This window comes from Azorhizobium doebereinerae UFLA1-100 (assembly GCF_000473085.1).
GTDB classification, from domain to species: domain Bacteria; phylum Pseudomonadota; class Alphaproteobacteria; order Rhizobiales; family Xanthobacteraceae; genus Azorhizobium; species Azorhizobium doebereinerae.
The window spans coordinates 13,660-38,860 of record NZ_AXBA01000013.1; the positions used below are offsets into that span (position 1 = coordinate 13,660).

Genomic DNA, 25,201 nt, shown 5'->3' on the forward strand with positions numbered 1-25,201 from the left:
GCCTCCTCATGGCACCGAAGCCTCCTCGGGAGCGGCCGGCGACCCGCGGTCGCGGCGCGCCGGCACGCGGCCGGACAGGATGAATGCCGCCGCGCCGAATACCACTAGGCCACCCACGGTCATCATGGAAGTTACGAATCCGACACTTCCCAAAAGGAAGCCGGCGGCGGCGGGGCCGACCGCATTGCCGCTGCGCTCCACCAGCCGGAACAGGCCGAGCACCCCGGCCGAATGGCCGCCCGGCACATGGCGGGCGCTGTCGGCGACCAGGGCGGACTGCGGCGCGATCGACATCGCCTGGCCGATGCCGAGCAGCGCCAGCACCAAAGCGAGGATCACCGGCGAGGTGCCGAAGGCCACCAGCAGCGCCCCCGCCCCGGCCAGCGTGCCGCCGGCGGCGACGAAGCCGGCGCGCGCCGACCAGCGGTCGGCCAGCGCCGCGAACAGCGGCACGCCGAGCACCATGATGACCGGGTAGATCATCTGCAGCCGGCCGACGGCGGCCGAGGAGAAGCCCTCGCGCTGGAGCTCCACCGGGATCAGGTAGAAGCACAGCGCGGCGAGGATGAACTTGGCCGGGAAGGCGCAGCCGAACAGCAGCGCGGCGAGGCGCGGCGCCTGGATGGCGGCCTTCAGGTCGGTGAGGCCGAGGCCGTGCGCGCCGCCGCGCCGCTGCGAGGCCGGCAGGCTCAGCCCGGCCAGCACCAGCGCCAGGGCGGCGAGGCCGCCGGAGAACAGGAAGGCGATGTTGCCGCCCAGCCGGTCGCCGATCACGCCGCCGATGGGCGGCCCGCACAGCGCCGCCACCATGATGGCGCGCACGAAGACCGCGAGCCCCTCGGCCCGCTCGGAGGGGGCGGAGCGATCCACCACGTGGCCCTGGGCGGAGACGAACACCAGAGCGTAGCCCACCGCCGACAGCACGCGGGCGCCGAGGAAGACGAAATAGCTCCCCGTCAGCCCCGACAGCACGTAGCCGCAGGCGGCGAGCCCGGCGCCGAGCATGAAGCCGCCGCGCCGGCCGATGCGCTCGGACAGCGCGGCGAACGGCAATTGGCAGAGCGCCACCGCCGCCATGAAGGCGACGATGGGCAGGCTGATGGCCACGTCCGGGCTGATCGGCAGGCTGGCCGGGGCGATCGACTGCACGTAGCGCGGCAGGAACGGGCGGGTCAGTTCCTCCGCCAGCATGAACAGGAACAGCGCCGGGCGGACCACCGCCGCCGCCTGGTTGCCGACGCTGTGGACCGAGCCGAGCCCGGTCTTGGCCGCCACCGCGTCCAGCGTCGCCAGCGCCCGGGCATCGCCCCGCCGCTCGGCCTCGTCGCGGGCGAAGGCGTGGCGCGAGGCCAAGGCGTTCAGCTGCCGGTCGATGGGGGCGATGAGGCGGTCGCCGTCGGCGCCCTCATGCCGCACCAGCCGGCCGCGCGCCAGGTCGCGCACCCGCGCCTCGACCCCGGCCAGCACGCTGACGCCGCGCGCGCCGACCACCAGGGCCACCAGTTCCAGCGCGATCAGCAGGGCGACGACGCCGATGAAGGCGACATCGACGAGCACCGCCGCCACCTGCTCGGAAATGATGCTCGGGTCGATGAAGATGACGATGTCGCCGAGGCTCGGCCCATCCTCCACCGCCACCGGGACGCGGACCTGCGGCCAGTCGGGCTGCTCGCGCTCGCCGGACTGGAACAGCACGGTGCCGCCCTGCGTCAGGCGGATCTCGGACAGTTCGCTGTTCTGGCTGCGCAGATCCTCGAAATAGGCGGGCACGCCGGCCAGCTTCTCCATCGGGATGCCGGCCTCCACCGCGGTCTCCACCAGCGCGGCGGCGGAGCGGCCGACCGATTCGGCCTTGGCGACGATGGTCGGGACGATGGTGCGCACGGCGGCGCGCTGCGCGCCCCAGGCGATCATGCCGAGCGCGGCGCACAGGATGACGATGATGGCGGCGGAGATGCCGCCGCGCAGGCCGATGCCGATCACGGCCGCCCCCCCGCCGGGCTGGCGTCGCGCTTCAGCACGGCGGCATGGGCGGCGTCGACGCTCGCCAGCGCGGCGCGGGCGGGCTCCGGCCAGGAGCCGGGGTCCGCCGCCCGCCGCAGCGAGCGCCTGAGGCTGGCGGCCAGCAGCAGGCCGACCGCGATGGTGGCGAGCGCCGCCGCCGCCAGGGTCGGGATGGCGATGAAGCGCAGGTCCGCGGCCAGCGCCTCGGCGCCGGCGGCCAGGATCACCGGGTCGTAATGCACGATCACCCGGCCGATCCGCGCCTCCAGGTCGTTCTCCATCACCCGCGACACGCTGTCGGCGGGGTGCGCGGGTTCGTCACGCCCGGCGCGGTCCGGATCGCTGCTGAACAGCACGTGGCCGCGCTCGTCCGCCACGTCGATGGCGCGGATGGCGGTATCGATTCGCGCCTCCCGCCGCAGCAGGTCCGGCAGTGTCTGCTGCGCCGGCAGGGCGATGCCCAGGCCCGACGCCAGCTCCGCCGTGGCGCCGATTCGCTGCGCGGTGATGGCGAAGCGCGCCTCCACCGCGGCACGGTTGGCGTTGAGCAGGGTGGCGTAGGCGAAATAGGCGCCGAAGGCCACGCAGGCCGCGGCAATCATGGCGAACAGGGCGATCAGGACGGCAGTGGTACGGGTCATTTCGGCGCGGCTCGGGGGGCAGGTCACTGTGTCAGGCGACGCATGCGATGGAAAGCGGTTTGGTGGGGAGTGGCTTTTTTGACCCGGTTCCGGTTTTTGCTCTGGTTTGGCGACGAGCGTGCGGCTAACGTCCCGCCGGCCTGCCTATTACCGTCTGCTTCATGACTTTTGTCGGTCGACTCGCATTATTCGTTGCCGCAGCTCTGCTCGCGACCCTGCTGGTCGTGGCGACGGGGGCCTTTTTCGCGAGTCAAAAAGTCACCGCCGACATCGAGCGGGCCCGGGTATCCCACCTGCTGGGCAGCCTGCGCAGCGCCACCGAGGCCAACCTCGCCATCGGCCTGGCGCTCGACCAGGTGTCCTCGCTCCAGGCGCGCATCGAGCGCGAGACGGCGGCGGACGCGGCGGTGCAGGCCATCGACGTGTTCAACGCCCAGGGCCGCTCGGTCTACAGCACCGATCGCGGCGCGGTGGGCGAGGAGGTGCCGCCCGCCTGGACCACCCAGATGCGCGACGACGGCATCTGGACCGTCCCCGGCCGCGGCGAGACGGTCTACGTCACCCGCTTCGACAACGACCTGGGCTTTGCCGGCGGCATCGCCGTGTCGGTCTCCGACGACGCCCGCGCCAACCGCAACGAGCGCATGCTGGTGGACCTCGCCTGGCGCACGCTGGCCGTCGGAGGCGCCGGCATCCTCGCCGCCGGCCTCCTGGCCTTCGCCTTCGGCGCGCTGATGACCCGGCCGTTCGGCAACGCGGCGCGCATCCTGCGCGGCGAGGCGGCGTCCGCCCCCGCCGGCCGCGGCCTCGAACAGCTGGCGCAGCAGACCCGGCGCACCTGGACCCGCAGCGAGGAGCGCATCGACGCCGGCCTCAAGCAGCTGGAGGCGCTCGATGACGGGATCTGACGAGGCCCTGCCGCGCGGCCGCGCCCGGCTGCTCACCGGCCTGTTCGCCTTCCTGCTCACGCTGCTGGTCGGCGGCGTCGGCGGCGCCGTGCTGGTGTCCGGCTTCAAGGCCAGCGTCGAGGAGACCGCCCGGCGCGACGTCACCGTGATCGGCGGCTCGCTCGCCCGCGCCCTCGCCATGCAGTTCGAGAAGGCGGCGCGGTTCGGCATCCCGCTCAAGCTCATTCCCGGCGTCGAGGGCTATCTCGCCCAGACCCTGAACCAGACGCCGGGCATCGCCCGCATCGTGGTGCGCGGCCCGGACGGGCGCGAGGTGCGCAGCGCCATCGGGCCGCTGGCCGGCACCGACACGGTGTCCGCGCCGATCGCCGTGGATGGCCTCGCCCTCGGGCAGGTGGACGTGACCACCAGCCCGCTCGCCTTCAGCGGCACCTTCGCCGCCCTGACCCTCCAGGTGGCCGGCGCCGTGCTGGCGTTCGCCGCCGTGGCCGGCATCGCCTCCGGGCTGGTGGCCGGCGGCGCCCTGGAACGGCGGCGGCAGCGCCTCGCCGCCGCCATGGCGCACAATGTGGCCGGCGAGTTGGACGGAGGGCCGCAATCGGCCGCCATCGGCCGCTCGCCGGTGGCGCAGGCGTTCGAGGCTTTGTCCCGCGGCGCCCGCCGGGTCGGCGACAAATGGGCCGCCTTCCAGGCCTATGCGGAAGAATTGCTGGCGGTTGATTTCGACGGCCGGCTGCGGCCGGAGGTGGAACGCATCCGGCGCGAGGCGCTGCCGCGCGGCAGCCAGAGCGAGCGGGGCAGCTGATGCTTCTGCGCACCCGCATCACCCTTCTCGTCGCCGCCGGCTTCGTCGTGCTGGTGGGCTGCTTCCTTGGCCTCCTCGTGCTGCGCGACCGCATGGAGGAGGACCGCCTGTCCAATGTGGTGATCCTCGGCCAGGGCGCGCTGTGGCGCGAGATCGTCACCGTCCAGTCCGCCACCCTGGAAAAGAGCCTCGACACCGTCGCCGGCTCGGCCAGCCTGATGGCCTCCCTGCGCAGCACCGACCGCGGCGCGACGCTGGCGGCGCTCAACGGGCTGGACATCTTCTCCGACACCACCCCGCCGATCTATGAGGTGGTCGCCGAGGACCGCGAGGTGCTGGTGGCCAACGGCACGCCGGGGCGCGGGCTGCTGGACGCGGACAGCATCGACCGGGTATTCGCCGGGCAGAATGTCTCCGGCCTGCGCCAGGTCTCGGCCAACCAGATCCTGGTGGTGGCGGCGCGGCGGGTCACCTTCTCCGACGGCGAGCAGGCCATGCTGGTGCTCGGCCGCGACGCCGGGGCGGCGGTGCGCCGCTTCGCCGCCAGCATCGAGGCCACCACCACCCTGATCACCCTGCGCGGCGTGCTCGCCGCCACCACCAATGCGGAGGCCTGGCGCAAGGCCGGCCTCGTCATCTCGCCGCGCCAGCCGCTGCGCGAGACGGTGGCGCTGGACGGCCGCATCTTCAGCGTCACCAGCATCCCGGTTCCCGATGTCAGCGGCGGCACCGTGGGCGCGCTGGTGAGCATGGTGGACAATACCGAGGGCATCACCAACGCCCAGGGCATCCGCCGCGCCGGCATCGCCGTCAGCCTCGGGCTGTCGCTCATCGGCATCATCGGCCTCAACATGTTCCTGTGGTACAGCTTCCGGCCGCTGGAACGGGCCATCGACGTGCTCCAGGCGCTGTCGCGCGGCGACACCTCGGTGACGCTGGAGCACCAGGGCAAGGACGAGATCGGCCGCATCGCCGCCGCCGTGGTGGCGTTCCGGGCCAATGCCCAGGCGCTGGCCGAGACCCGCCGCCAGCGCGAGCGGGTGCGCCGCCGCCAGGAAGTGGTGATCTCCGCCGAATTGCAGGCCCTGGCCGACGCCATCGACCCCACCGACCGCGAGGAAGTGCTGGCGCTGCTGCGCTCCGACACCGATACCGGCGAGGACGAGCTGCGCCGCGTCGCCCGCGTGCTGCACGATCTGTCGCGGCGCATCGTCGAGCAGCACACCCGGCTGTCCGCCATGGTGGTGGAACTGCGCGAGGCCCTGATCACCAAGACCAAGCTGGCCGGTCTCCAGCAGGAGCTGGAGATCGCCGCGCAGGTGCAGCTCGCCATCCTGCCGAAGGAATTCCCGCCCAATCCGCGCATCGCCGTGCACGGCCACATGACCCCGGCCCGCGAGGTCGGCGGCGATTTCTACGACTACTTCCTGATCGACGACCAGACGCTCGGCTTCGTGGTCGCCGACGTGTCCGGCAAGGGCGTGCCGGCGGCGCTGTTCATGGCCATCTCGCGCACCCTGCTGCGCTCGACCGCGCTGTTCGAGCGCTCGCCGTCCAGCAGCGTCCGCCGCCTCAACGACCTGCTGGCGCTGGAAAACGAGCAGATGCTGTTCGTGACCCTGTTCTACGGCGTCATCGACCTGGAGAGCGGCAAGGTCTCCTACGTCAACGCCGGCCACAATTTGCCGTACAAGATCACCCAGGCCAACGCCGTCTCCATCGTGCCCTCCACCCGCGGCATGGCGGTGGCGGTGATGGAGGGCTTCGTCTACCAGGAAGGCGAGCTGACCCTGTCGCCGGGCGACACGCTGTTCCTCTACACCGACGGCGTGACCGAGGCGTTCGACGTCGACGGCAACGCCTATGGCGACGACCGGCTGGCGCACCTGCTGACGGAGGACGCCGCCCACTGGCCGGTGCCGGAGACGCCGCAGCGCGTGCTGGCCTCGGTGCGCGCCTTCGAGCGCGGCGCGCCGCAGGCGGACGACATCACCTGCCTGACCCTGCGCTATTTCGGCGGCAGCGCCCGGCGCCACAGCCTGTAGGCCGGCCGGCGGCAACCACCACATTACCGTCTGTCCTGCGGCGCCGGCGGCGGGCCATGTGCGTGGAGCATTGCTCCCGCCGTTTCCGCGCGGCGCGAACCAGGGTACTAACCCTCAAGCCGGCCCGCGAATACGAGACCGGCGTCCGGAGAAGCGCCGTGTCCGTAGCCGCAGCCCGCCTGCCCGCCCCTTCGCGCGAGTTCGCCACCATCTCCGCCGTGGGCACGGCCCATTTCACCAGCCATCTGCTCCAGCTCTCCTTCGCGCCCTTGTTCATCGCCATGCGCGCGGACCTCGGCGTGTCCTTCACCGAGCTGGGCCTGCTGCTCTCGGTCTTCTATCTCGCCTCCGGCTCCGGCCAGGTGCTGGCGGGCATCCTGGTGGACCGCTTCGGCGCCCACCGGCTGCTGCTGGGCGGCATGGCGCTGCACGGCGGCGCCATCGCCGCCGTGGGGCTGGCGCCGACCTATTGGCTGATGCTGCCGCTGGTGCTGCTGGCCGGGCTCGGCAATGCGGTCTACCACCCGGCGGACCTCTCCATCCTCAGCCACCGCATCTCGCCGGAGCGGCTCGGCCGGGCGTTCGCCGCCCATGTGATCGCCGGCAACTTCGGCTTCGCAGCCTCGCCCCTGGTCTCCGGCGCGCTGGCGCTGGCGTTCGGCTGGCGGGTGGCGCTCACCACCATGGGCCTCGCCGCGCTGGGGCTGACCCTGGCGCTGGTCCTGGTCCGCCCGGTGCTGCACAGCCCCACCAGCCACGAGCACGCCAAGGCGGGCGGCGAGACCGCCCCGCCGCTCTCCTTCACCCGCGTGCTGATGATGCCCGTGGTGTTGCTGGCCTTCCTCTATTTCTTCCTGTCCTCGCTGGCGCTGGTGGGGATCCAGAACTTCAGCATCGCGGCGTTGCAGGAGGGCTTCCTGTTCTCGGCCGGCTTCGCCACGCTGACCATCACCGCCTACCAGCTCGCCACCGCCGCCGGCGTGCTGGCCGGCGGGGTGCTGGCCGACCGCGCCACCCACCACCACCGCATCGCCATGAGCGGGCTCGCCGCCGCCGCCGTCTGCGCGGCGCTGATCCCGCTCGGCGCGCCGCCGGCCTTCGTCACCGCCGGGCTGCTGATCGGCATCGGCCTCGCCATCGGGCTGTCCATGCCCTCGCGCGACGTGCTGGTGCGCCGCGCGGCGCCCAAGGGGGCGACGGGCAAGGTCTTCGGCGTGGTCTATTCGGGCTTCGACATCGGCTCGCTGGGGGCCCCGCTCGTCTATGGCGCGCTGATGGACCACCATTTCTCGCGGATGGTGTTCCTGGCCGCGGCGGTGCCGCTCTGCCTCGCCATCTTCACCGCGCTCGGCGTCAAGCGGGCCTACTGAGGCCCGTGGGCCGGCCCGGCGGGAGCACCGCCGGGCGGAGGCCGGGCGTTCACTCCGCCTTGGGCAGCAGCACCTTGCCGGGGTTGAGCAGGCCGGCGGGGTCGAGCGCCGCCTTCAGCGCGGCCATCACGTCGAGGGCCACCTCGTCCTTGTAGTGGACCAGTTCCTCGCGCTTCAGGATGCCGATGCCGTGCTCGGCGGAGATCGAGCCGCCGTAGGACGCCACGAGGTCGTGGACGATGCGGTTGAAGCCTTCCCAGCTCTCCAGATAGGCCTGCTTGTCCATGCCCACGGGCTGGCTGAGGTTGAAGTGCACGTTGCCGTCGCCGATATGGCCGAAGGCGCAGACCCGCAGGTCCGGCATGTGCGCCTCGCAGGCGGCGGTGGCCTTCTCGACGAACTCGGCCACCTTGGATACCGGCACCGAGACGTCGTGCTTGATGGAGCCGCCCTCGAACTTCTGCGCCTCGGACAGGTCCTCGCGCAGCTTCCACAAGGCGAGCGACTGGCTCTCGCTGGCGGCGATCACCGCATCCTCCACCTCGCCCGCCTCGAAGGCTTCGCCGAGAACCGCCTCCACCATGGCGGCGAGGTCGTCGTCCTGGCGGGTGGAGGTCAGCTCGGCCAGGGCATAGAAGGCGTGGCGGCCCTGGATCGCCCGCACCGCGCCGGGCATGTGGGCGAGCACCGTCTCCATGCCGAAGTCGGGCAGGAACTCGAAGCCGGTCAGCGTGTCGCCCGCCACCGCGCGCAGGCGGCGGAACAGCGCCAGCACCTGGTGCACATCGGCGACCCCGACCAGCGCGGTGGCGCGCTGGCGCGGCTTGGGGAACAGGCGCAGCACGGCGGCGGTGATGATGCCGAGCGTGCCCTCCGAACCGACGAACAGGTTCTTCAGGTCGTAGCCGGTATTGTCCTTGCGCAGGCGCGACAGGCCGTTCCACACCCGCCCGTCCGCCAGTACCACTTCCAGGCCGAGGGCGAGGTCGCGGGTGTTGCCGTAGCGCAGCACGGCGGTGCCGCCGGCATTGGTGGCGAGGTTGCCGCCGATCTGGCAGGTGCCTTCCGAGGCGATGGAGAGCGGGAACAGGCAGTCCGCCGCCGCCGCCGCCTGCTGGATCTGGTGCAGGGTGCAGCCGGCCTCGGCGGTGAGCGTCAAATCGGTGGCGTCCAGCGCGCGCACCTTGTTGAGGCGGCCGAGCGAGAGCAGCAGCGCGCCGAACGGCACCTGCCCGCCCACGAGGCCGGTGTTGCCGCCCTGCGGCACGATCGGGATGCCCGCCTCGGCGCAGGCCTTCACCACGAAGGCCACCTCCTCGGTGGAGCCGGGCCGCACCACGGCGGGCGTGGTGCCGCGGAACAGGCCGCGCTGCTCCACGAGATAGCCGTCCATGTCGGACGGCGCGGTCAGGACATAAGCCGGGCCGATGCGCTGGGCGATGCGCTCCAGGGCGCTCGCGAGACGGTCGGCGGGCAGGAGGATGGGGCGGGGGGCTGTGCTCGACATGGGGCGGAAAGTGCCCCAGAGCCGGGCGGCGGGCAAGCGGCTCCAACGCTGTTCGCAGTCAGCCCAGCATGGGGATGGCCCCCGCCACCGCGATCCCCTCCGCGTCGATGCGGCAGACGAGGCCGATGGCCTCCACCCCCGCCGCGCGGGCGAGATCGAAGGCGCGGCCATAAACCGGGTCGAGGTCGCGGGCGAGGCGGATCTCGCGCGCCGAGGCGATCTGGCTGAGATAGACCATCACCGCCCGGTGTCCGGCGCGCGCCTCGGCGGCGAGTTCGGCCAGATGCTTGGCCCCGCGCGCGGTGGCGCAATCGGGAAACTCGGCCATGCCGGGCCGGCGCATGAGATGCACGTTCTTCACCTCGACGAAGCACGGCGGGCGCCCCTCGCCTTCCAGCAGCAGGTCGATGCGGCTGTTCACCCCATATTTCACCTCGCGCCGCAGGCGGTCATAGCCGGCCAGCTCCGGCACCTGTCCGGCGGCGATGGCCTCGGCCACCAAGGCGTTGGGATGCATGGTGTTGACGCCCACCAGCTCGGGCCCGGCGCCGAAATCGGCCTCCACCAGCTCCCAGCCGTAGGGCAGCTTCAGCCCCCGCCCCGCCTTGGGCGCCAGCCAGACCCGCGCGCCGGGCGCCATCAGCCCCAGCATGGCGCCGGAATTGGCCACGTGGACGGTGACCTCGGACCCGTCCGCCAGCACCACGTCGGCCAGGAAGCGCTTGTAGCGGCGCACCAGGGTGGCGGGGACGAGGGGTTCGGGGAAGCGCATGCGGGCAGGCTCTCGGCGGGAGGTCCCGCCGCTTGGAGCACCGCGCGGCCGGCCTGTCGAGCCCTCAGAGCTTGGGCACGCCCGCCCCGGTGCGGCTCTCGGCCATGCGGCCGTCGACCACGGCGAGGATCTGCTCCTGCGCGGCCTCATAGGTCGCCACCGCGCCGCGATTGTCGGCCAGCGTGGTCTTGAAGGTCTTCACCCGCGCGGGGTCCTGCATGTGGCCGATGAGGTCCACCTGGATCATCAGCTCGCTCTTGTCCTCCACCGCCTTGCGGTAGGCATCGAGCCGGCCGATGGCGAAGGACGCCGAGATATAGGGGCAGGCGGGCTTGGTGCCGCCGCAGGCCTGCGCCTTGCCGCCGCCGAACAGCCAGATGAGGGTGCGCCCGCCATAGCGCGCGTCGCTGCGCTCGAACGAGGGCGGGCCGTATTTCTCGATCACCTGGGCGGCCAGAGCGGCGACGCGCGGCGCGGCGGGGCCGTTGGCGAAGTCCATGCGGCGCTGGATGCCGAGCGCCGGGCTCCCGGTGGTGGGCAGGCCGAAATTGACCGTCAGTTCGTCCTGCCCGGCCTGCGTCTGCGCCAGCACCGACACCTGCGCCAGCACCGGGCGGGAGCGGAACACCACGCCGTCGCGCACATAGGTGATGTTGGCCCGGGTGGCGTCCGGCAGCACGCCGGGATAGGCCTTCGCCAAGGCGGCGCGGACCTCCGCCTCAGTCATGCCCGGGGCGATGCCGCGCACGTCCGGCTGCACGTCGGGAATGGCGTAAGCGGACGGGGCGCCGGCCGGCTCGAAGCTGAGCTCGTCCGCCAGCGCGGGACTGGCGACGAGGAAGCCGGCGACGGCGAGGCCCGCGATGGCGAAATGCCTGACCCGCAGCATCGCGCCGCTCCGGCCGGCGGACCGTGCCCTCGACAGAAACCGCATCGCTCTCCCCCAATCGCCCAAGGCGCGCCGCGCGCGGCCTGAGGCCGGGCGTCAGCTTTGCGACAAAGCGATTAGGCGGGCGATCCCTTGCCTCGGGCTTGCGCCGCCGGCGCGGCGCGCGGCCGCTCAGGCCGGGCCGTCGCTGCGGCCGGCGAGGCAGATCAGCGTCTGGGTGGCGGTGGCGCACAAGGTGCGCGCGCCCGCCGCCTCCGCATGCACGTCCACCCGGACGATGGTGAGCGTGCGGCCGGAGCGGACCACCTCGCCGATGGCCACCAGCCGCTCGCCCTTGCCCGGCGCCATGATGTTGATCTTGTATTCCACGGTCAGCACCGTGGACTCCGCCGGAAACAGCGTGAACGCCGCATAGCCGCCCGCCGTGTCGGCGATGGCGCCGATGGAGCCGCCGTGGAAGAAGCCGTGCTGCTGGGTGACGCCCTCGGCATAGGGCAGCACCACCTCCACCCGCCCCGGCGTCACGGCGGCGAGCTCGGCGCCCAGCGTCGCCATGAAAGGCTGACGGGCGAAGCTGTCGCGCACGCGGCGCTGGTAGTCAGGATCGCCGGGCTCGAAGGCAGGCATCGGCATCGTCCCCCCATTGCGGGCATCGTCCCGCCCGTGCCCCCGGAAGCACCGCCAAGGGGGGCGGGGCGCGGGACACCGCAAGGAGGCGTCATCGCACCGGCCCTTGTCAATCTACCTACTAGAAGGTATACGCACCGCATGAGCCGATCCGCCACCACCGCCGACGACATCCTCACCTGCGCCCGCACGCTGATCCTCGCGGGCGGCTACAACGGCTTCAGCTATGCCGACATCGCCAAGGTGGTCGGCATCCGCAACGCCAGCATCCACCACCATTTCCCCACCAAGCCCGACCTGGTGCGCACGCTCGTCTCCCGCTATCGCGCGGAGGCCGCCGCCGCCATCGCCGCGCTGGAGCGCAACGTCCCGGAGCCGGCGGCGCAACTGCGCGCCTATACCGGCTATTGGGAAGCCTGCATCACGGACGCCACCGCGCCCTTCTGCGTCTGCGCCTTGCTGGCGGGCCAGATCCCGGTGCTGCCCGACGACGTGGTGGTCGAGGTGCGCGCGCATTTCCGCGCCCTGTCGGCCTGGCTGACATCCGTGCTGGGCCGTGGCGCCCGCGCGGGCACCCTGCGCCTGGCCGGAACGCCGGACGCCGAGGCGGAAGCCTTCATGGCCACCGTGCACGGGGCCATGCTCTCGGCCCGCGCCTATGGCGACCCCGCCATGTTCGGCCTCATCACCCGCCCGCTGCTGGAACGCCTCGCCCCCTGACCGCGACAGGACGGAGAGGCGGCCGACCCGTGCCTCGCTCAAAAACTACTTACTAGTAGGTATACGCATCCCCATCCATCCCCCCGCTGAAAAGGACCGCCCCATGTTCGGCATCTCTCCCCTTGGCTGGCTGCACACGCTCGGCAGCCTGCCGGCCATTCCCGTCGCCCTGTACATGTTCGCGCGCTACGGCCGGATCGTGCCGCGCTCCACCGCCGGCCTCATCTATTTCGTCTCCATGCTGATCGGCGCCGCCACGGTGTTTCTCGTCGCGCACGCCCCCGTCAGCTATGTCATCGGCGCCCTCACCCTCGTCCTGCTGCTCGCCGGCTACGGCGTCGGCTTCCTGCCGCTGGGACGCGCGGGGCGATATGCGGAGACCATCTGCCTGAGCTTCGCCACCTTCCTGCTGATGCTGCCCACCGTCACCGAGGTCCTGCGCCGCGTGCCGGATGGCCACCCGCTGGTCACGGACCTGCATGCGCCGCTGCTGCTCGGCGCGCAGGGCAGCCTGCTCGGCCTGCTCGTCGTCGGCCTCGCCGCCCAGATCTTCGTCCTCGCCCGGCAGGGAACCGCCGCCGCCCGCTGAGGCGGTCCGGGGCGAGCGTGCATGGCACGCCTGCGCGGCCGCCGCTTGACCACGCCCGTGGCGGGTGCGAGCCCTTAGAGCGCGATCCGATCAGCTTGCATCGCAAGCTGATCGGCGCGTGCTTTAGCCCTCGCCGCCCCGGGGACCGCCATGACCGCAGAGCTTGCCGCCATCCACCGCTATCCCGTGAAGGGGCTGTCGCACGAGGCGCTGGACAGCATCGAACTGGTGGCCGGCGCTTATTTTCCCGGTGACCGGCTGCACGCCATCGAGAACGGCCCCAGCGGCTTCGACCCGGCCGCGCCCGAATACAAGCCCAAGACCGCCTTCCTGGTGCTGATGCGCGACGAGACGCTCGCCGCCCTCCAGACAAGCTACGACCAGCCCACCTCCACCCTCACCGTGGCGCGGGACGGCAAGCTGCTGGCGGAGGGCGACCTCTCCACGGCCGAGGGCCGCGCCACCATCGAGGCCTTCTTCACCGACTACATGGGCGCGGACGCCCAGGGCGCGCTGCGCGTGCTGACCGCGCCGGACGGCCACCGCTTCACGGATTCGCTGAAAGCCGGCTTCGTCTCGCTGCTCAACCTCGCCAGCGTGCGCGACCTGGAAATCCGCATGGGCGCGCCCGTCGATCCGCGCCGCTTCCGCATGAACCTGCTGCTGGACGGCTGGGCGGCGGGTTCGGAGCTCGACCTCGTCGGCCGCGTGCTGGCGGTGGGCGATCAGGTGCGCCTCCAGGTGCTCAAGCGCACCGTGCGCTGCGCCGCCACCAGCGTGAACCCGGACACCGCCGCGCGCGACCTCAATGTGGTCAAGGGCCTCGCCCGGGCCTATGGCCATGCGGACTGCGGCGTCTATGCCAAGGTGCTGGCGGGCGGGACGATCCGGCCGGGCGATGCCATCCGCCTCGCCGACGGCGCGCCGGCGCCGAAACTTGCGACCCAGCCGCGCCTTCTTTAAGAGGCCCGTGACGGCCGCGAGGCCCACCAGATTCAAGAAGAACAGGCATTTTTCCCATGGCCACCGATACCAAGCCGAAGGCCCGCCTGCCGCGCGGCCTCGTGGATCGCACGGGGGCGGAACTCGTCGCCACCCGCGCCATGCTGGAGAAGATCCGCGCCGTCTACGAGCTGTACGGCTTCGCGGCGCTGGAGACCCCGGCCATCGAATACACCGATGCGCTGGGCAAGTTCCTGCCCGACCAGGACCGGCCGAACGAGGGCGTGTTCTCGTTCCAGGACGATGACGAGCAGTGGCTGTCGCTGCGCTACGATCTGACCGCGCCGCTGGCGCGCTACGTGGCCGAGCATTTCGACGCGCTGCCCAAGCCCTACCGCTCCTATCGCAACGGCTATGTGTTCCGCAACGAGAAGCCGGGCCCGGGCCGCTTCCGCCAGTTCATGCAGTTCGACGCCGACACGGTGGGTGCGCCCTCGGTGGCGGCGGATGCCGAGATCTGCATGATGGCCGCCGACACGCTGGAGGCGGTGGGCATCGCGCGCGGCGACTACGTCATCAAGGTCAACAACCGCAAGGTGCTCGACGGCGTGCTGGAGGCCATCGGCCTCGGCGGCGCGGAGAATGCCGGCAAGCGGCTCATCGTGCTGCGGGCCATCGACAAATTGGACAAGATCGGCGCCGCCGGCGTGCGCGACCTGCTCGGCCCTGGCCGCTGGGAAAATCCGAAGGAAGAAAGCGGCGACTTCACCAAGGGCGCGGGGCTTGAAGCCGCCGCCATCGACAAGGTGCTCGCCTTCGTCAACGCCGGCACCGGCACCGAGGGCCTTGCGAAGCTGGTGGACGTGGTGGGATCGAGCGAGACCGGCCTTGCCGGCATCGCCGAGCTGCGCGAGATCGCCGCCCTCGTCGCCGCCGGCGGCTATGACGACGGGCGCATCGTCATCGACCCCTCGGTCGTGCGCGGCCTCGAATATTACACCGGCCCGGTCTACGAGGCGGAACTCACCTTCGAGGTGAAGGACGAGAAGGGCCGCCCGGTGCGCTTCGGCTCGGTGGCTGGCGGCGGGCGCTATGACGGCCTCGTGGCGCGCTTCCGGGGCGAGAGCGTGCCGGCCACCGGCTTCTCCATCGGCGTCTCGCGGCTGCTGCATGCCCTGGCGCACCTCGGCAAGATGGAAACCGAGGCCGAGATCGGCCCGGTGGTGGTGCTGGTGATGGATCGCGACCGCGCCGCCGACTACATGGCCATGGTGGCGAAGCTGCGCGCCAACGGCATCCGCGCCGAGATGTATCTCGGCGGCTCGGGCATGAAGGCGCAGATGAAATATGCCGACAAGCGCAACGCGCCGGCGGTGATCATCCAGGGCTCGAATGAAAAGGAGGCCGGCGAGGTCCAGATCAAGGATCTGGTGGAGGGCGCGAAGATCGCCGCCGGCATCGCCGACCATGCGGAATACCGCGCCGCCCGCCCGGCGCAGGTCACGGTGAAGGAAGCCGGGATGGTGGACGCCATCCGTGGCGTGCTGGAGCGCCGGGCCGAGCCCACGCTCGGCCTCGACGACTGATCGCAACGCACGGCCGGGCCTCTCGGTCCGGCCTATTCGGCGGGCGCCGGGGCCGTGCGCACCTTGGCCTTGCGGCCCAGGGCGACCACCGCCACCACCGCCACCGCGAACATCACCGTCTCCAGGTCCAGCGGCTCGCCATTGATCGGCCAGGCCAGGGCGATGGTGACGAAGGTCTGGAGCAGTTGCACCTGCGCCACCCGCGCCACCCCGCCCATGGCGAGCCCGGCGTTCCAGAAGAAGAAGCCGATGAACTGGCTCATGGCCGCCACGTAGAGGAAGCCGATCCAGGCCGGCCCCGGCACGGCGGCCAGTTCCCGCGGCAGGAACAGGAGGGCGGCGGGCAGGGTGATCGGCAGAGCGATCACCAGCGCCCAGGCGATCACCTCCCAGCCCCGCATGAAGCGGGCGAGGCGCGCGCTCACCGGATAGCCGATGCCGCAGGCGGCCACCGATCCCAGCAGCAGCAGGTCGCCGGTGCCGAAGCGGTCCAGACCGCCGTTGCGGGCGGCGAACACCAGCACCAGCGCCGCCCCGAGCCCGCTGAAGGCCATGAAGGCCGGGCTCGGCCGCTCGCCGGAGAACACCATGGCGCCGAGCGTGGTGGCGATGGGCAGCAGGCCCAGCACCACGCCCGCATGGCTCGCCGGCACGCTCTGCATGCCGAAGGCCATCAGCAGGGGAAAGCCGAACATCAGGGAGGCGACCACCATCAGCAGGTCGCGGAACGCGCCCTTGCGCCCCGCCCAAGGGACCCGGCGGCGCACCAGCAGCATGGCGCCCGCCATCAGCCCGGCCAGCGCCGCGCGGCCGAAGGTGATGAAGAAGGGATCGAGGCCATTGAGGGCGATGCGCGTCGCCGGCACGGTGGCGCCGAAGATGACGACGCCGATGAAGCCGAGCAGGAGACCGAGGGTGACGCGGGAGGGCATAAGGCGATACTCGCGGGGGCAGGCCCGCCGGAACGAAGGTCGCGGCGGCGCCCACGGCGCCGCTCGCATCGGCGGTGCTCTACACGGGGCGGGGAGCCGCGAAAAGCAACAAGTGCTGATCGCTGCCATCGCTTCGGGTGAAGCCAAGGGATCGGTCCGTGACCGGCGCGCCCGGCGCCGGCAAAACCGCTTGGACCACCCGGTGCGCGCCGATATGGTGCGCACGCCTTCGGCGGCGCCCCGCATGATGGCGTATGACACGGTGTCGCGAGCGGTGAAGTCCGCGGCGAAGCGCGTGACGACTGACAAAGGACAGAGCGATGACCCAAACCCAGCGCCCCGGCCACGAGGTCGATCCCAAGCTGCTGGAAATCCTGGTCTGCCCCCTCACCAAGGGCCCGCTGGACTATGACCGCGCCCGGCAGGAGCTGGTTTCGCGCTCCGCCCGCCTCGCCTATCCGATCCGCGACGGTATCCCGATCATGCTGGCCGACGAGGCCCGCCGCCTGGACGAGAGCGAAATCAAGCGCTGACGCGGGTTCCCGGCGGCGGGACGCTCCTTCAGAGCGCCTCGCCCCGCAGCAGCTTCGGCACCGCGCCGGTGAGGCCGGCGGCATCGCGGATGAACAGCCCCTTGAGCCGCGGCAGCCGGTCCACCAGCCCGAGCCCGACGTCCCGCACTAGCCGCAAGGCGTCGGACTGGTTGGAGAAAAGCTTGTTCAGCGTGTCGGTCGCCACCCCCATGGCGAAGGTATCGAACCGCCGCCAGCGCTGGTAGCGCTCCAGCACCTGGGGCGAGGCGAAGTCGAGGCCGACCCGGGCCGCGTCCGTCATCGCCTCGGCCAGCGCCGCCACGTCGCGCAGGCCCATGTTGAGGCCCTGCCCGGCGATGGGATGGATGAGATGCGCCGCATCCCCCACCAGCGCGAACCGCTCGCCGATGAAGCTGCGCGCCATGGCGAAGCCGAGCGGATAGACCTGCGGCCTGGTCTCCACCTTCACCCAGCCGAGCGCATGGCCGAAGCGCTGCTCCAGCTCTTCCTGGAAGCGGTAGTCAGGCAGCTCGACCATGCGCTGGGCATCGGGCGTGCGCTCGGTCCAGACGATGGAGGCGCGGTTGCCCGGCAGCGGCAGCGTGGCGAAGGGCCCGGCGGGCAGGAAATGCTCCTCGGCCCGGCCCTCGTGCGGGCGCTCGTGCTCCACGGTGAAGGTGATCGCCGACTGGTTGTAGCCCCAGGAGGTGGTGGTGATGCCGGCCAGGCTGCGCAGCCGCGACTTGGCGCCGTCGCAGGCCACCAGCAATCCCGCGCGCAGCGTGGCGCCGTCGCTGCCCATCACCGTCACGCCCGCGCGGTCGGCGGTAAAATCGGCGACCGTGGCGGCGCGCATGTCGATGCCCGCGCGCTCGGAGGCCAGCGTCAGCGCGCGCTGGAGCGTGGCGTTGGGCACCATGTAGGCGAACGGCTCGCCGGGCTCCACGTCGCCGTCGAAGGTGAGGAAGACCGGGCGGGCGACGTCGCGGGTGCGGCTGTCGGTCACGATCATGGTGGTCATGGGCTGGGCGTCATCGGCCACCTGGTCCCAGACGCCGAGCACGGTGAGCAGCCGGCGGGCGCCGGCGGCGATGGCCGAGCAGCGCCGGTCGCCGGTGAGCGGGCGGCCGAAGCCGGGGTCATAGACGGTGATCGCCGCATCGGCGCCGAGGCCGTCCTTCAGCGCCAGCGCGAGGCTCAGGCCCGCGAGCCCGCCGCCCGCAATCACCACGTCGGCCTTGGTCGCCGCCGCATCCGGCCTGCCATCCCTACCCATTCATCTCTCCTTGCGGCCCAAAGCCGGACCTGCCTGCCGAAATCCCGTCCGCCAGCGCGACCTTGACGGATCGGTGCGCGCCGTGGCTGGCTCGCACCCTAACCGCCTTCGTCCCGCCGCGAGTTCCATCCGACCATGACCGACGTCGAAACCCTTCTTACCATCCTCGATCTGGAACAGCTTGAGATCAATCTGTTCCGGGGTCGCAGCGGCTCCCCCGGCGGCGGCCGCGTGTTCGGAGGGCAGGTGGTAGCACAGGCTCTGGTGGCCGCCGAGCGGACGGTGGAGCGGGACCGCCCGCCGCATTCGCTGCACGGCTATTTCCTGCTGGGCGGCGATCCGAACATCCCCATCGTCTATGAAGTGGACCGCATCCGCGACGGCAAGAGCTTCACCACCCGGCGGGTGGTGGCGATCCAGCACGGCAAGGCGATCTTCTCCATGGCGGTCTCCTTCCAGCTGGAGGAGGAGGGCATCACCCACCAGGCGCCGATGCCCGAGGTGCCTCCGCCCGAGGACCTGCCCTCCGACGCCGCCTGGCGCCAGAAGCTGCTGGAGCGCTTCCCCGCCGCCGCCGCGCGGGACTGGATGGCGTTGCGCCCGCTCGAAGTGAAGCCCGTCGGCATCAGCCCGACCTTCCTCGCCGGCCAGGCTTCCGACGCGCGGCCGGGCATCTGGGTGCGCACGCGCGGCCCACTGCCGGACGATCCCGCGATCCACCGGGCGGTGCTGACCTATGCGTCCGACCTCTCGCTGCTGCAGGCGGCCCTGGTGCCGCACGGGCGCAGCGTGTTCGACCCCGACCTTCAGGTGGCCAGCCTCGACCACGCTTTGTGGTTCCACCGGCCGTTCCGCGCCGACGAATGGCTGCTCTACATCCAGGACAGCCCCTCGGCCCAGGCGAGCCGGGGCTTCTGCCGCGGCGCGCTCTATACGCGGGACGGGCGGCTGGTGGCATCGGCGGTACAGGAAGGGCTGATGCGGGTCCGCGACCTGTAGGCGCCCACTTCTTGGACTTTAAGATTAAAAAATAGGCACAAAAAGAGGCGGCAACGCGGCATGCGCGTGGCCCTGCGCGCTCTGGCGAGAAAATAAGCACGCCACGGCCCCATCCCCCTGAATTGGCACGCTCCTTGATTCCCCCAAGCCAGGCTTGCCTTGCCGTGGTTGGGATTTCCCCGTCCCGCGCGGCGGAGCCGGAGAGAAACGCCAGCCGGATCCGTCGGATCGGGGGGGCATTACGGGGACAGGGACCGATCCATGAAGATCGTGATGGCCATCATCAAGCCGTTCAAGCTGGAAGAGGTGCGCGACGCCCTCACCGGCATCGGAGTGCACGGGCTCACCGTCACGGAAGTGAAAGGCTACGGCCGGCAGAAGGGTCACACGGAAATTTATCGTGGCGCCGAATATGCCGTGAGCTTCCTGCCGAAGCTGAAGATCGAGGTGGCGGTGCCATCCGATCAGGTCGCCAAGGTTGTCGAAGCCATTACCGCCTCCGCCAAGACGGGCCAGATCGGCGATGGGAAGATTTTTGTCTTCCAGATCGATCACGCGGTGCGCATCCGCACCGGCGAAACCGACGCCGACGCGCTCTGATCTTTTCTCATTTCACGGAGCCTTCTTCCATGAATCTCAAGACGTGGTCCCGCGTGGGACTTCCCACGCTCCTTGCCGTTACGGCGCTGGCGCTGCCCGTTCTGGCGCAGACCGCCACCCCGGCGCCGGACGCAGCGGCCGCCGCCGCTGCGGCGCCGGTCATCAACAAGGGCGATACGGCGTGGATGCTGGTATCCTCGCTGCTGGTGCTGATGATGTCGGTGCCGGGCTTGGCCCTGTTCTACGGCGGCCTCGTCCGCACCAAGAACATGCTCTCGGTGCTGATGCAGGTGTTCTACACCGTCTGCGTCGTCGGCATCATCTGGGTGCTCTACGGCTATTCGCTGGCCTTCACCGGCGGCTCGGACTTCATCGGCGGCTTCTCCAAGGCCTTCATGTCCGGCGTCACCACGGAATCCGCCGGCGCCACCTTCTCGGTGGGCGTGGCCATTCCGGAGCTGGCCTTCGTCGCCTTCCAGATGACCTTCGCCATGATCACCCCGGCGCTGATCTTCGGCGCGTTCGCGGAGCGCGTGAAGTTCTCGGCGATCGTGCTGTTCGTGCCGCTGTGGGTCACCTTCATCTATTTCCCCATGGCCCACATGGTCTGGTACTGGGCCGGCCCGGATGCGGTCGACGCGGCGGCCAAGGCCCTGGCGGCGGCTGACGCCGGCGGCAAGGCGGCGGCCCAGGCGACCCTCGACGCCGTGCTGGCGGATGCCGGCTACATCTACAAGATCGGCGCCATCGACTTCGCCGGCGGCACCGTGGTGCACATCAATGCCGGTATCGCCGCCCTCGTCGGCTGCCTGATCGTCGGCAAGCGCACCGGCTTCGGCAAGGAGGCGTTCCAGCCCCACTCGCTCACCCTCACGCTGGTCGGCGCCGGCCTGCTGTGGGTCGGCTGGTTCGGCTTCAACGCCGGCTCGAACCTCGAAGCCAACGGCCTCACCGCGCTGGCCATGATGAACACCTTCATCGCCACCTGCGCCGCGGCCCTGTCCTGGATGATCGTGGAATGGCTCGCCAAGGGTAAGCCCTCCATGCTCGGCGTCGTGTCGGGCGCGGTGGCCGGCCTCGTGGCCGTCACCCCCATGGCCGGCTTCGCCGGCATCATGGGCGCCCTCATCTCCGGCCTCGTCGTCGGCGTCGTCTGCTTCTTCTTCTGCACCACGGTGAAGAACGCTTTCGGCTATGACGACAGCCTGGACGTGTTCGGCGTGCACGGCATCGGCGGCATCTTCGGCGCCATCGCCACCGGCATCGTCGTCAGCCCGGCGCTCGGCGGCACCGGCATCTTCGACTACACCACCGGCAAGGTGGCGGATTACGACATGGCCACCCAGGTGATCGCCCAGCTCAAGGCTGTCGCCATCACCCTGGTGTGGTCGGGCGTCGGCTCCGCCATCCTGTTCTACATCGTGCATGCGGTCGTCGGGCTGCGCGCCACGGTGGAGAAGGAGCGCGAGGGTCTCGACATCACCGAGCACGGCGAGCGCGCCTACCACAGCTGAGCGGCCGGGCGGCGCGTGCGGCGCCGCCCTCTCCGCTGCCCGGCCCACGCCGGGCGCCATCGCATAAAAAGAGGGGAAGACGGGCCCTGGCTTACGAGCCAGGGCCTTTTTCATTGCCGCTGCGCGCCGCCGATCCCGCGCAGGACGCCCGCCGGCCCGGCCCATTCGGCCCTTTCCCGGCGGCGGCCTGCCTGCTAGAAGCCGGCCATGGCCTTTTCGATGCCCCTCGGGACCGCAATCTCTGTCGCGACAGCGCGAATTAGTCGCCCGGCGCCCCGCCGCCGCGCCTGAGCGCGCACGGGGTCAGCCGGGCAGTGTGACGCACGCGACGCAACGATCCCTATTCGAGCCCGACCCATGACCGACAAGACGCCTCCCGACAAGACGCCTGCCGACAAGACGCCGTCCGACGCCGTCGACTATTCCGCCACCCTGTTCCTGCCGCAGACGCCCTTCCCCATGCGCGGGGGCCTGCCCAAGAAGGAGCCGGAACTGCTGGAGCGCTGGGCGCGGCTCGGCCTGCGCGAGCGCCTGCGCGAGGCCGGACGCGGCCGCCCGCGCTTCGTGCTGCATGACGGCCCGCCCTACGCCAACGGCAACATCCATATCGGCCACGCCCTCAACAAGATCCTGAAGGACGTGGTGACCCGCTCGCAGCAGATGCTGGGCCACGACAGCAATTACGTGCCCGGCTGGGATTGCCACGGCCTGCCGATCGAATGGAAGATCGAGGAGGAGAACTACCGCAAGAAGGGCAAGACCAAGCCCGACCTCGCGGACAGCGCCGCCATGATCGCCTTCCGCCAGGAGTGCCGCGCCTATGCCGGCCACTGGCTGAACGAGCAGCGCACCGAGTTCAAGCGCCTCGGCGTCGAGGGCGACTGGGAGCACCCCTACACCACCATGAGCTTCATCGGCGAGGCGCAGATCGCCCGCGAAATCATGAAGTTCGCCGACAACGGCCTGCTCTATCGCGGCTCCAAGCCGGTGATGTGGTCGGTGGTGGAGAAGACAGCCCTGGCCGAGGCCGAGGTGGAATATCACGACCACACCAGCGATACGGTGTGGGTGAAGTTTCCGGTGCAGGGCGGCGAGCTTGCCGGTGCCTATGTGGTGATCTGGACCACCACTCCCTGGACCATGCCGGGCAACCGCGCCATCTCCTTCTCCGCCAAGATTTCCTATGGCCTCTATGAGGTCACGGACGCCCCGGCGGACAATTGGGCCAAGGCCGGCGACCGGCTGATCCTCGCCGACAAGCTGGCGGAGGACGTTTTCAAGGCCGCCCGTGCCACCACCTTCGCGCGACGCGCGGACGTGTCCGCAGCCGAACTGGCCGAGCTTGTCACCGCCCATCCGCTGGCCGGCATCGGCTACGACTTCAAGGTGCCGCTGCTCGACGGCGACCATGTCACCGACGATGCCGGCACCGGCTTCGTCCACACCGCTCCCGGCCACGGCCGCGAGGATTTCGAGATCTGGACCCAGCACCGCCGCTGGCTGGAGGAGCGCGGCATCAACCCCGCCATCCCCTATACTGTGGACGAGGACAGCCTCTACACCGCCCAGGCGCCTGGCTTCGAAGGCAAGCGCGTCATCACCGACAAGGGCGAGAAGGGCGACGCCAACCAGGCGGTCATCGACGCCCTCGTGGCGGCCGGCAACCTCTTGGCGCGCGGCCGGCTGAAGCACCAGTATCCGCACTCCTGGCGCTCCAAGAAGCCGGTGATCTTCCGCAACACGCCGCAATGGTTCATCGCCATGGACCAGAACATCCGCGGCGCGGACGGCAAGGCGGCGCCGCGCCCGGCGACGCTCGGCGGCAACGAGCCCGACACGCTGCGTGCCCGCGCGCTCGCCGGCATCAAGACCGTGGAGTGGGTGCCGGCGGCGGGCGAGAACCGCATCACCGGCATGATCGAGAGCCGCCCGGACTGGGTGGTCTCGCGCCAGCGCGCCTGGGGCGTGCCGATCACCGTCTTCATCCGCCCGCTCGCCGACGGCTCGGTGGAGATCCTGCGCGACGCCGAGGTGAATGCCCGCATCGCCGCCGCCTTCGAGGAGGAGGGCGCGGATGCCTGGTACCAGCCCGGCGCCCGCGAGCGCTTCCTCGGGGGCCGCGCCGCCGAAGGCTGGGCCAAGGTGGACGACATCCTGGACGTGTGGTTCGACAGCGGCTCGACCCACGCCTTCACCCTGGAGGTGCGGCCCGACCTGAAGGCCGAGCGCGCTCCGGACGGCCCCGACCGGGTGATGTATCTGGAAGGCTCGGACCAGCATCGCGGCTGGTTCCATTCCTCGCTGCTGGAAAGCTGCGGCACGCGCGGGCGCCCGCCCTACGACGTGGTGCTCACGCACGGCTTCGTGCTGGACGAGGACGGCCGCAAGATGTCCAAGTCGCTGGGCAACGTGGTCGCCCCGCAGTCGGTCATCAAGGAATCCGGCGCCGACATCCTGCGCCTGTGGGTCTGCGCCTCGGACTATTCCGACGACCTGCGCATCGGCCCGGAAATCCTGAAGACCACGGCGGACACCTACCGCAAGCTGCGCAACACCGTGCGCTGGCTGCTGGGCTCGCTGCACCACTACCACCCCGCCGAGCGCGTCGCCTTCGCCGACATGCCGGCGCTGGAACGCCTGATCCTCAACCGCCTCGCCGAACTCGACGGGCAGGTGCGCGAGGCCTATGCGGCGTTCGACTACAAGCGGGTGAACGCGCTGCTCACGGTGTTCATGACCAACGAGCTGTCCGCCTTCTATTTCGACGTGCGCAAGGACGCGCTCTATTGCGACCCGATCTCCTCGCCGACGCGGCGGGCGTGCCTGACCGTGCTCAACGAGGTGTTCGACCGGCTCGTCACCTGGCTGGCGCCGATCCTGCCCTTCACCTGCGAGGAAGCCTTCATCGCGCGGACCGGCTCGGAAGAGGGCTCGGTGCATCTCCTCACCTTCCCTGAGACCCCTGAGGCGTGGCGCGATGCCGCGCTGGCCGAGCAGTGGCGCAAGGTGCGGCAGGTGCGCCGCGTGGTGCTCGGCGCCCTGGAGGTGGAGCGCGCCGCCAAGCGCATCGGCTCCTCGCTGGAGGCCGCACCCGTCATCCACGTGACCGATCCGGACCTGCTGGCGGCGCTCGGCGGCGTCGATCTGGCGGAAGTGTGCATCACCAGCGCCGCGACCCTGGCCACCGACGAGGCTCCGGCGGACGCCTTCCGGCTCGACGACGTGCCCGGCGTCGCCGTGGTGCCGGCCCTGGCGGTCGGCCGCAAGTGCGCCCGCTCCTGGAAGGTCTCGCCCGAGGTGGGCGCCGACCCGGACTATCCGGACGTGACCCCGCGCGACGCCCAGGCGCTGCGCGAGTTCAACGCCCGCGCGGCGGCGGAATAGGCCCATGGCACCGCTCCGGCTCGGCGTGCTGACCGCGCTGGCGGCCCTGGTCCTCGACCAGGCCACCAAGACCGCCGTGCTCGCCTGGTCGGACGGCTGGGGCGCGCCGATCCGCGCCATCACGCCGTTCATGGACTTCGTGGTGCTGTGGAACTACGGCATCAGCTACGGCCTGTTTCCCCAGGGCGAAACCGGGCGCTGGGTGCTGGTGGCCATCAAGGTGCTGGCGGCGGTCGGTTTCGCGGTCTGGCTGGCCCGCACCGCGCGGCGGATCGAGGGGCTGGCGCTCGGCCTGCTCATCGGCGGAGCCATCGGCAATGCCGTGGACCGGCTGGTCTATGGCGGCGTGTTCGATTTCATCTCGCTGCACGCCTTCGGCTACCATTGGTATGTGTTCAACGTGGCGGATATCGCTGTCGTTGTGGGCGTCGCGATCCTTCTTTATGATGCACTCTTCGCGCGCGCCTCAAAAACGCCGCCCTCTGGGGCCAGCCCTAAGGCGGCATCGGACCAGGGTGGCCATCCTCCGGCCTGAGCGTCGCGGACGCCTTTGGTATG

The 25,201-nt window shown here is 70.8% G+C and carries 22 protein-coding genes; 14 read left to right on the forward strand and 8 right to left on the reverse strand.

The annotated features are described in order from the left end of the window. Window positions 1–6: 6 nt before the first annotated feature. Both YU1_RS31940 and YU1_RS0110920 read right to left on the reverse strand, forming a co-directional pair. Entirely contained in the window at window positions 7–1,983 is a 1,977-nt protein-coding gene (locus tag YU1_RS31940) for an MFS transporter (protein WP_051356747.1), read from the reverse strand. After that, window positions 1,980–2,645, reverse strand: a complete 666-nt coding sequence (locus YU1_RS0110920; RefSeq protein ID WP_029004090.1) for a hypothetical protein — start codon at window positions 2,643–2,645, stop codon at window positions 1,980–1,982. The genes YU1_RS31940 and YU1_RS0110920 overlap by 4 nt, the downstream gene beginning before the upstream one ends. A gap of 161 nt (window positions 2,646–2,806) precedes the next feature. Between YU1_RS0110920 and YU1_RS0110925 the strand changes: the two genes are divergently transcribed. The 4 genes from YU1_RS0110925 to YU1_RS0110940 all read left to right on the forward strand — a co-directional run bounded on the left by YU1_RS0110925 (window position 2,807) and on the right by YU1_RS0110940 (window position 7,773). Further along, on the forward strand, window positions 2,807–3,553 hold the full coding sequence (locus YU1_RS0110925; RefSeq protein ID WP_210163761.1) for a hypothetical protein: 747 nt from the start codon (window positions 2,807–2,809) through the stop codon (window positions 3,551–3,553). Then, the gene (locus tag YU1_RS0110930; RefSeq protein ID WP_029004092.1) at window positions 3,540–4,358 is read left to right on the forward strand and encodes a hypothetical protein; all 819 of its coding nucleotides are present in this window, start codon (window positions 3,540–3,542) and stop codon (window positions 4,356–4,358) included. The genes YU1_RS0110925 and YU1_RS0110930 overlap by 14 nt, the downstream gene beginning before the upstream one ends. Next, window positions 4,358–6,403, forward strand: coding sequence for a SpoIIE family protein phosphatase (locus YU1_RS31945; RefSeq protein WP_051356748.1), 2,046 nt, complete (start codon window positions 4,358–4,360; stop codon window positions 6,401–6,403). Before YU1_RS0110930 ends, YU1_RS31945 begins: the two co-directional genes overlap by 1 nt. A gap of 158 nt (window positions 6,404–6,561) precedes the next feature. Further along, window positions 6,562–7,773: an MFS transporter gene (locus YU1_RS0110940; RefSeq protein ID WP_051356749.1), complete on the forward strand. Its 1,212-nt coding sequence runs from the start codon at window positions 6,562–6,564 to the stop codon at window positions 7,771–7,773. Window positions 7,774–7,822: 49 nt separating this feature from the next. Here the strand turns inward: YU1_RS0110940 and YU1_RS0110945 are convergent, their stop codons facing one another. From YU1_RS0110945 to YU1_RS0110960, 4 genes are all read right to left on the reverse strand, one after another. Then, on the reverse strand, window positions 7,823–9,280 hold the full coding sequence (locus tag YU1_RS0110945; RefSeq protein ID WP_051356775.1) for an FAD-binding oxidoreductase: 1,458 nt from the start codon (window positions 9,278–9,280) through the stop codon (window positions 7,823–7,825). Between the two features lie 58 nt (window positions 9,281–9,338). Next, window positions 9,339–10,052 (reverse strand): DNA/RNA nuclease SfsA, encoded by a 714-nt coding sequence (sfsA, locus tag YU1_RS0110950; RefSeq protein ID WP_029004095.1) that lies wholly within the window; start codon window positions 10,050–10,052, stop codon window positions 9,339–9,341. 64 nt (window positions 10,053–10,116) lie between these two features. Next, on the reverse strand, window positions 10,117–10,941 hold the full coding sequence (locus YU1_RS0110955) for a hypothetical protein (protein WP_029004096.1): 825 nt from the start codon (window positions 10,939–10,941) through the stop codon (window positions 10,117–10,119). Between the two features lie 171 nt (window positions 10,942–11,112). Then, on the reverse strand, window positions 11,113–11,568 hold the full coding sequence (locus YU1_RS0110960; RefSeq protein WP_029004097.1) for a PaaI family thioesterase: 456 nt from the start codon (window positions 11,566–11,568) through the stop codon (window positions 11,113–11,115). A 141-nt stretch (window positions 11,569–11,709) separates the two neighbouring features. Between YU1_RS0110960 and YU1_RS0110965 the strand changes: the two genes are divergently transcribed. The 4 genes from YU1_RS0110965 to hisS all read left to right on the forward strand — a co-directional run bounded on the left by YU1_RS0110965 (window position 11,710) and on the right by hisS (window position 15,405). Continuing rightward, a complete protein-coding gene (locus YU1_RS0110965; RefSeq protein WP_029004098.1) occupies window positions 11,710–12,288 on the forward strand; it encodes a TetR/AcrR family transcriptional regulator in 579 nt (192 codons plus the stop codon). Window positions 12,289–12,391: 103 nt separating this feature from the next. Next, complete coding sequence (locus tag YU1_RS0110970) at window positions 12,392–12,877, forward strand: hypothetical protein (RefSeq protein ID WP_029004099.1); 486 nt, start codon at window positions 12,392–12,394, stop codon at window positions 12,875–12,877. Between the two features lie 150 nt (window positions 12,878–13,027). Then, complete coding sequence (locus YU1_RS29050) at window positions 13,028–13,840, forward strand: MOSC domain-containing protein (protein WP_051356750.1); 813 nt, start codon at window positions 13,028–13,030, stop codon at window positions 13,838–13,840. 56 nt (window positions 13,841–13,896) lie between these two features. Then, window positions 13,897–15,405 (forward strand): histidine--tRNA ligase, encoded by a 1,509-nt coding sequence (gene hisS / locus YU1_RS0110980; protein ID WP_029004100.1) that lies wholly within the window; start codon window positions 13,897–13,899, stop codon window positions 15,403–15,405. Window positions 15,406–15,437: 32 nt separating this feature from the next. Here the strand turns inward: hisS and YU1_RS0110985 are convergent, their stop codons facing one another. After that, complete coding sequence (locus tag YU1_RS0110985) at window positions 15,438–16,337, reverse strand: DMT family transporter (RefSeq protein WP_029004101.1); 900 nt, start codon at window positions 16,335–16,337, stop codon at window positions 15,438–15,440. A 320-nt stretch (window positions 16,338–16,657) separates the two neighbouring features. Between YU1_RS0110985 and YU1_RS0110990 the strand changes: the two genes are divergently transcribed. Next, window positions 16,658–16,870 carry a Trm112 family protein gene (locus YU1_RS0110990; protein WP_029004102.1) on the forward strand — a complete coding sequence of 71 codons (213 nt, stop codon included), beginning with the start codon at window positions 16,658–16,660 and terminating at the stop codon, window positions 16,868–16,870. A 28-nt stretch (window positions 16,871–16,898) separates the two neighbouring features. Here the strand turns inward: YU1_RS0110990 and YU1_RS0110995 are convergent, their stop codons facing one another. Continuing rightward, window positions 16,899–18,146 (reverse strand): ubiquinone biosynthesis hydroxylase, encoded by a 1,248-nt coding sequence (locus tag YU1_RS0110995; RefSeq protein WP_029004103.1) that lies wholly within the window; start codon window positions 18,144–18,146, stop codon window positions 16,899–16,901. A 135-nt stretch (window positions 18,147–18,281) separates the two neighbouring features. Between YU1_RS0110995 and tesB the strand changes: the two genes are divergently transcribed. The 5 genes from tesB (at window position 18,282) to lspA (ending at window position 25,178) form a co-directional block, all read left to right on the forward strand. Then, a complete protein-coding gene (gene tesB, locus YU1_RS0111000; protein ID WP_029004104.1) occupies window positions 18,282–19,145 on the forward strand; it encodes an acyl-CoA thioesterase II in 864 nt (287 codons plus the stop codon). Window positions 19,146–19,406: 261 nt separating this feature from the next. Further along, window positions 19,407–19,745, forward strand: coding sequence for a P-II family nitrogen regulator (locus YU1_RS0111005; protein WP_012172747.1), 339 nt, complete (start codon window positions 19,407–19,409; stop codon window positions 19,743–19,745). Between the two features lie 29 nt (window positions 19,746–19,774). Next, window positions 19,775–21,259, forward strand: a complete 1,485-nt coding sequence (locus YU1_RS0111010; RefSeq protein WP_084539806.1) for an ammonium transporter — start codon at window positions 19,775–19,777, stop codon at window positions 21,257–21,259. A 357-nt stretch (window positions 21,260–21,616) separates the two neighbouring features. Continuing rightward, the gene (gene ileS / locus YU1_RS0111015) at window positions 21,617–24,643 is read left to right on the forward strand and encodes an isoleucine--tRNA ligase (protein ID WP_029004106.1); all 3,027 of its coding nucleotides are present in this window, start codon (window positions 21,617–21,619) and stop codon (window positions 24,641–24,643) included. Window positions 24,644–24,647: 4 nt separating this feature from the next. After that, complete coding sequence (gene lspA / locus YU1_RS29055; RefSeq protein WP_035714979.1) at window positions 24,648–25,178, forward strand: signal peptidase II; 531 nt, start codon at window positions 24,648–24,650, stop codon at window positions 25,176–25,178. The last annotated feature ends 23 nt before the right edge of the window (window positions 25,179–25,201 follow it).

Bases quoted from the DNA above. Each gene is read 5' to 3' on its own strand.
- YU1_RS0111010 (WP_084539806.1), top strand. From the start codon at position 19,775: ATGAATCTCAAGACGTGGTCCCGCGTGGGACTTCCCACGCTCCTTGCC.
- tesB (WP_029004104.1), top strand. From the start codon at position 18,282: ATGACCGACGTCGAAACCCTTCTTACCATCCTCGATCTGGAACAGCTT.
- YU1_RS0110995 (WP_029004103.1), bottom strand. From the start codon at position 18,146: ATGGGTAGGGATGGCAGGCCGGATGCGGCGGCGACCAAGGCCGACGTG.
- sfsA (WP_029004095.1), bottom strand. From the start codon at position 10,052: ATGCGCTTCCCCGAACCCCTCGTCCCCGCCACCCTGGTGCGCCGCTAC.
- lspA (WP_035714979.1), top strand. From the start codon at position 24,648: ATGGCACCGCTCCGGCTCGGCGTGCTGACCGCGCTGGCGGCCCTGGTC.
- YU1_RS0111005 (WP_012172747.1), top strand. From the start codon at position 19,407: ATGAAGATCGTGATGGCCATCATCAAGCCGTTCAAGCTGGAAGAGGTG.
- hisS (WP_029004100.1), top strand. From the start codon at position 13,897: ATGGCCACCGATACCAAGCCGAAGGCCCGCCTGCCGCGCGGCCTCGTG.
- YU1_RS0110965 (WP_029004098.1), top strand. From the start codon at position 11,710: ATGAGCCGATCCGCCACCACCGCCGACGACATCCTCACCTGCGCCCGC.
- YU1_RS31945 (WP_051356748.1), top strand. From the start codon at position 4,358: ATGCTTCTGCGCACCCGCATCACCCTTCTCGTCGCCGCCGGCTTCGTC.
- YU1_RS0110990 (WP_029004102.1), top strand. From the start codon at position 16,658: ATGACCCAAACCCAGCGCCCCGGCCACGAGGTCGATCCCAAGCTGCTG.
- YU1_RS0110920 (WP_029004090.1), bottom strand. From the start codon at position 2,645: ATGACCCGTACCACTGCCGTCCTGATCGCCCTGTTCGCCATGATTGCC.
- YU1_RS0110960 (WP_029004097.1), bottom strand. From the start codon at position 11,568: ATGCCTGCCTTCGAGCCCGGCGATCCTGACTACCAGCGCCGCGTGCGC.
- YU1_RS29050 (WP_051356750.1), top strand. From the start codon at position 13,028: ATGACCGCAGAGCTTGCCGCCATCCACCGCTATCCCGTGAAGGGGCTG.
- YU1_RS0110925 (WP_210163761.1), top strand. From the start codon at position 2,807: ATGACTTTTGTCGGTCGACTCGCATTATTCGTTGCCGCAGCTCTGCTC.
- YU1_RS0110970 (WP_029004099.1), top strand. From the start codon at position 12,392: ATGTTCGGCATCTCTCCCCTTGGCTGGCTGCACACGCTCGGCAGCCTG.
- YU1_RS0110955 (WP_029004096.1), bottom strand. From the start codon at position 10,941: ATGCTGCGGGTCAGGCATTTCGCCATCGCGGGCCTCGCCGTCGCCGGC.
- YU1_RS0110985 (WP_029004101.1), bottom strand. From the start codon at position 16,337: ATGCCCTCCCGCGTCACCCTCGGTCTCCTGCTCGGCTTCATCGGCGTC.
- ileS (WP_029004106.1), top strand. From the start codon at position 21,617: ATGACCGACAAGACGCCTCCCGACAAGACGCCTGCCGACAAGACGCCG.
- YU1_RS0110930 (WP_029004092.1), top strand. From the start codon at position 3,540: ATGACGGGATCTGACGAGGCCCTGCCGCGCGGCCGCGCCCGGCTGCTC.
- YU1_RS0110945 (WP_051356775.1), bottom strand. From the start codon at position 9,280: ATGTCGAGCACAGCCCCCCGCCCCATCCTCCTGCCCGCCGACCGTCTC.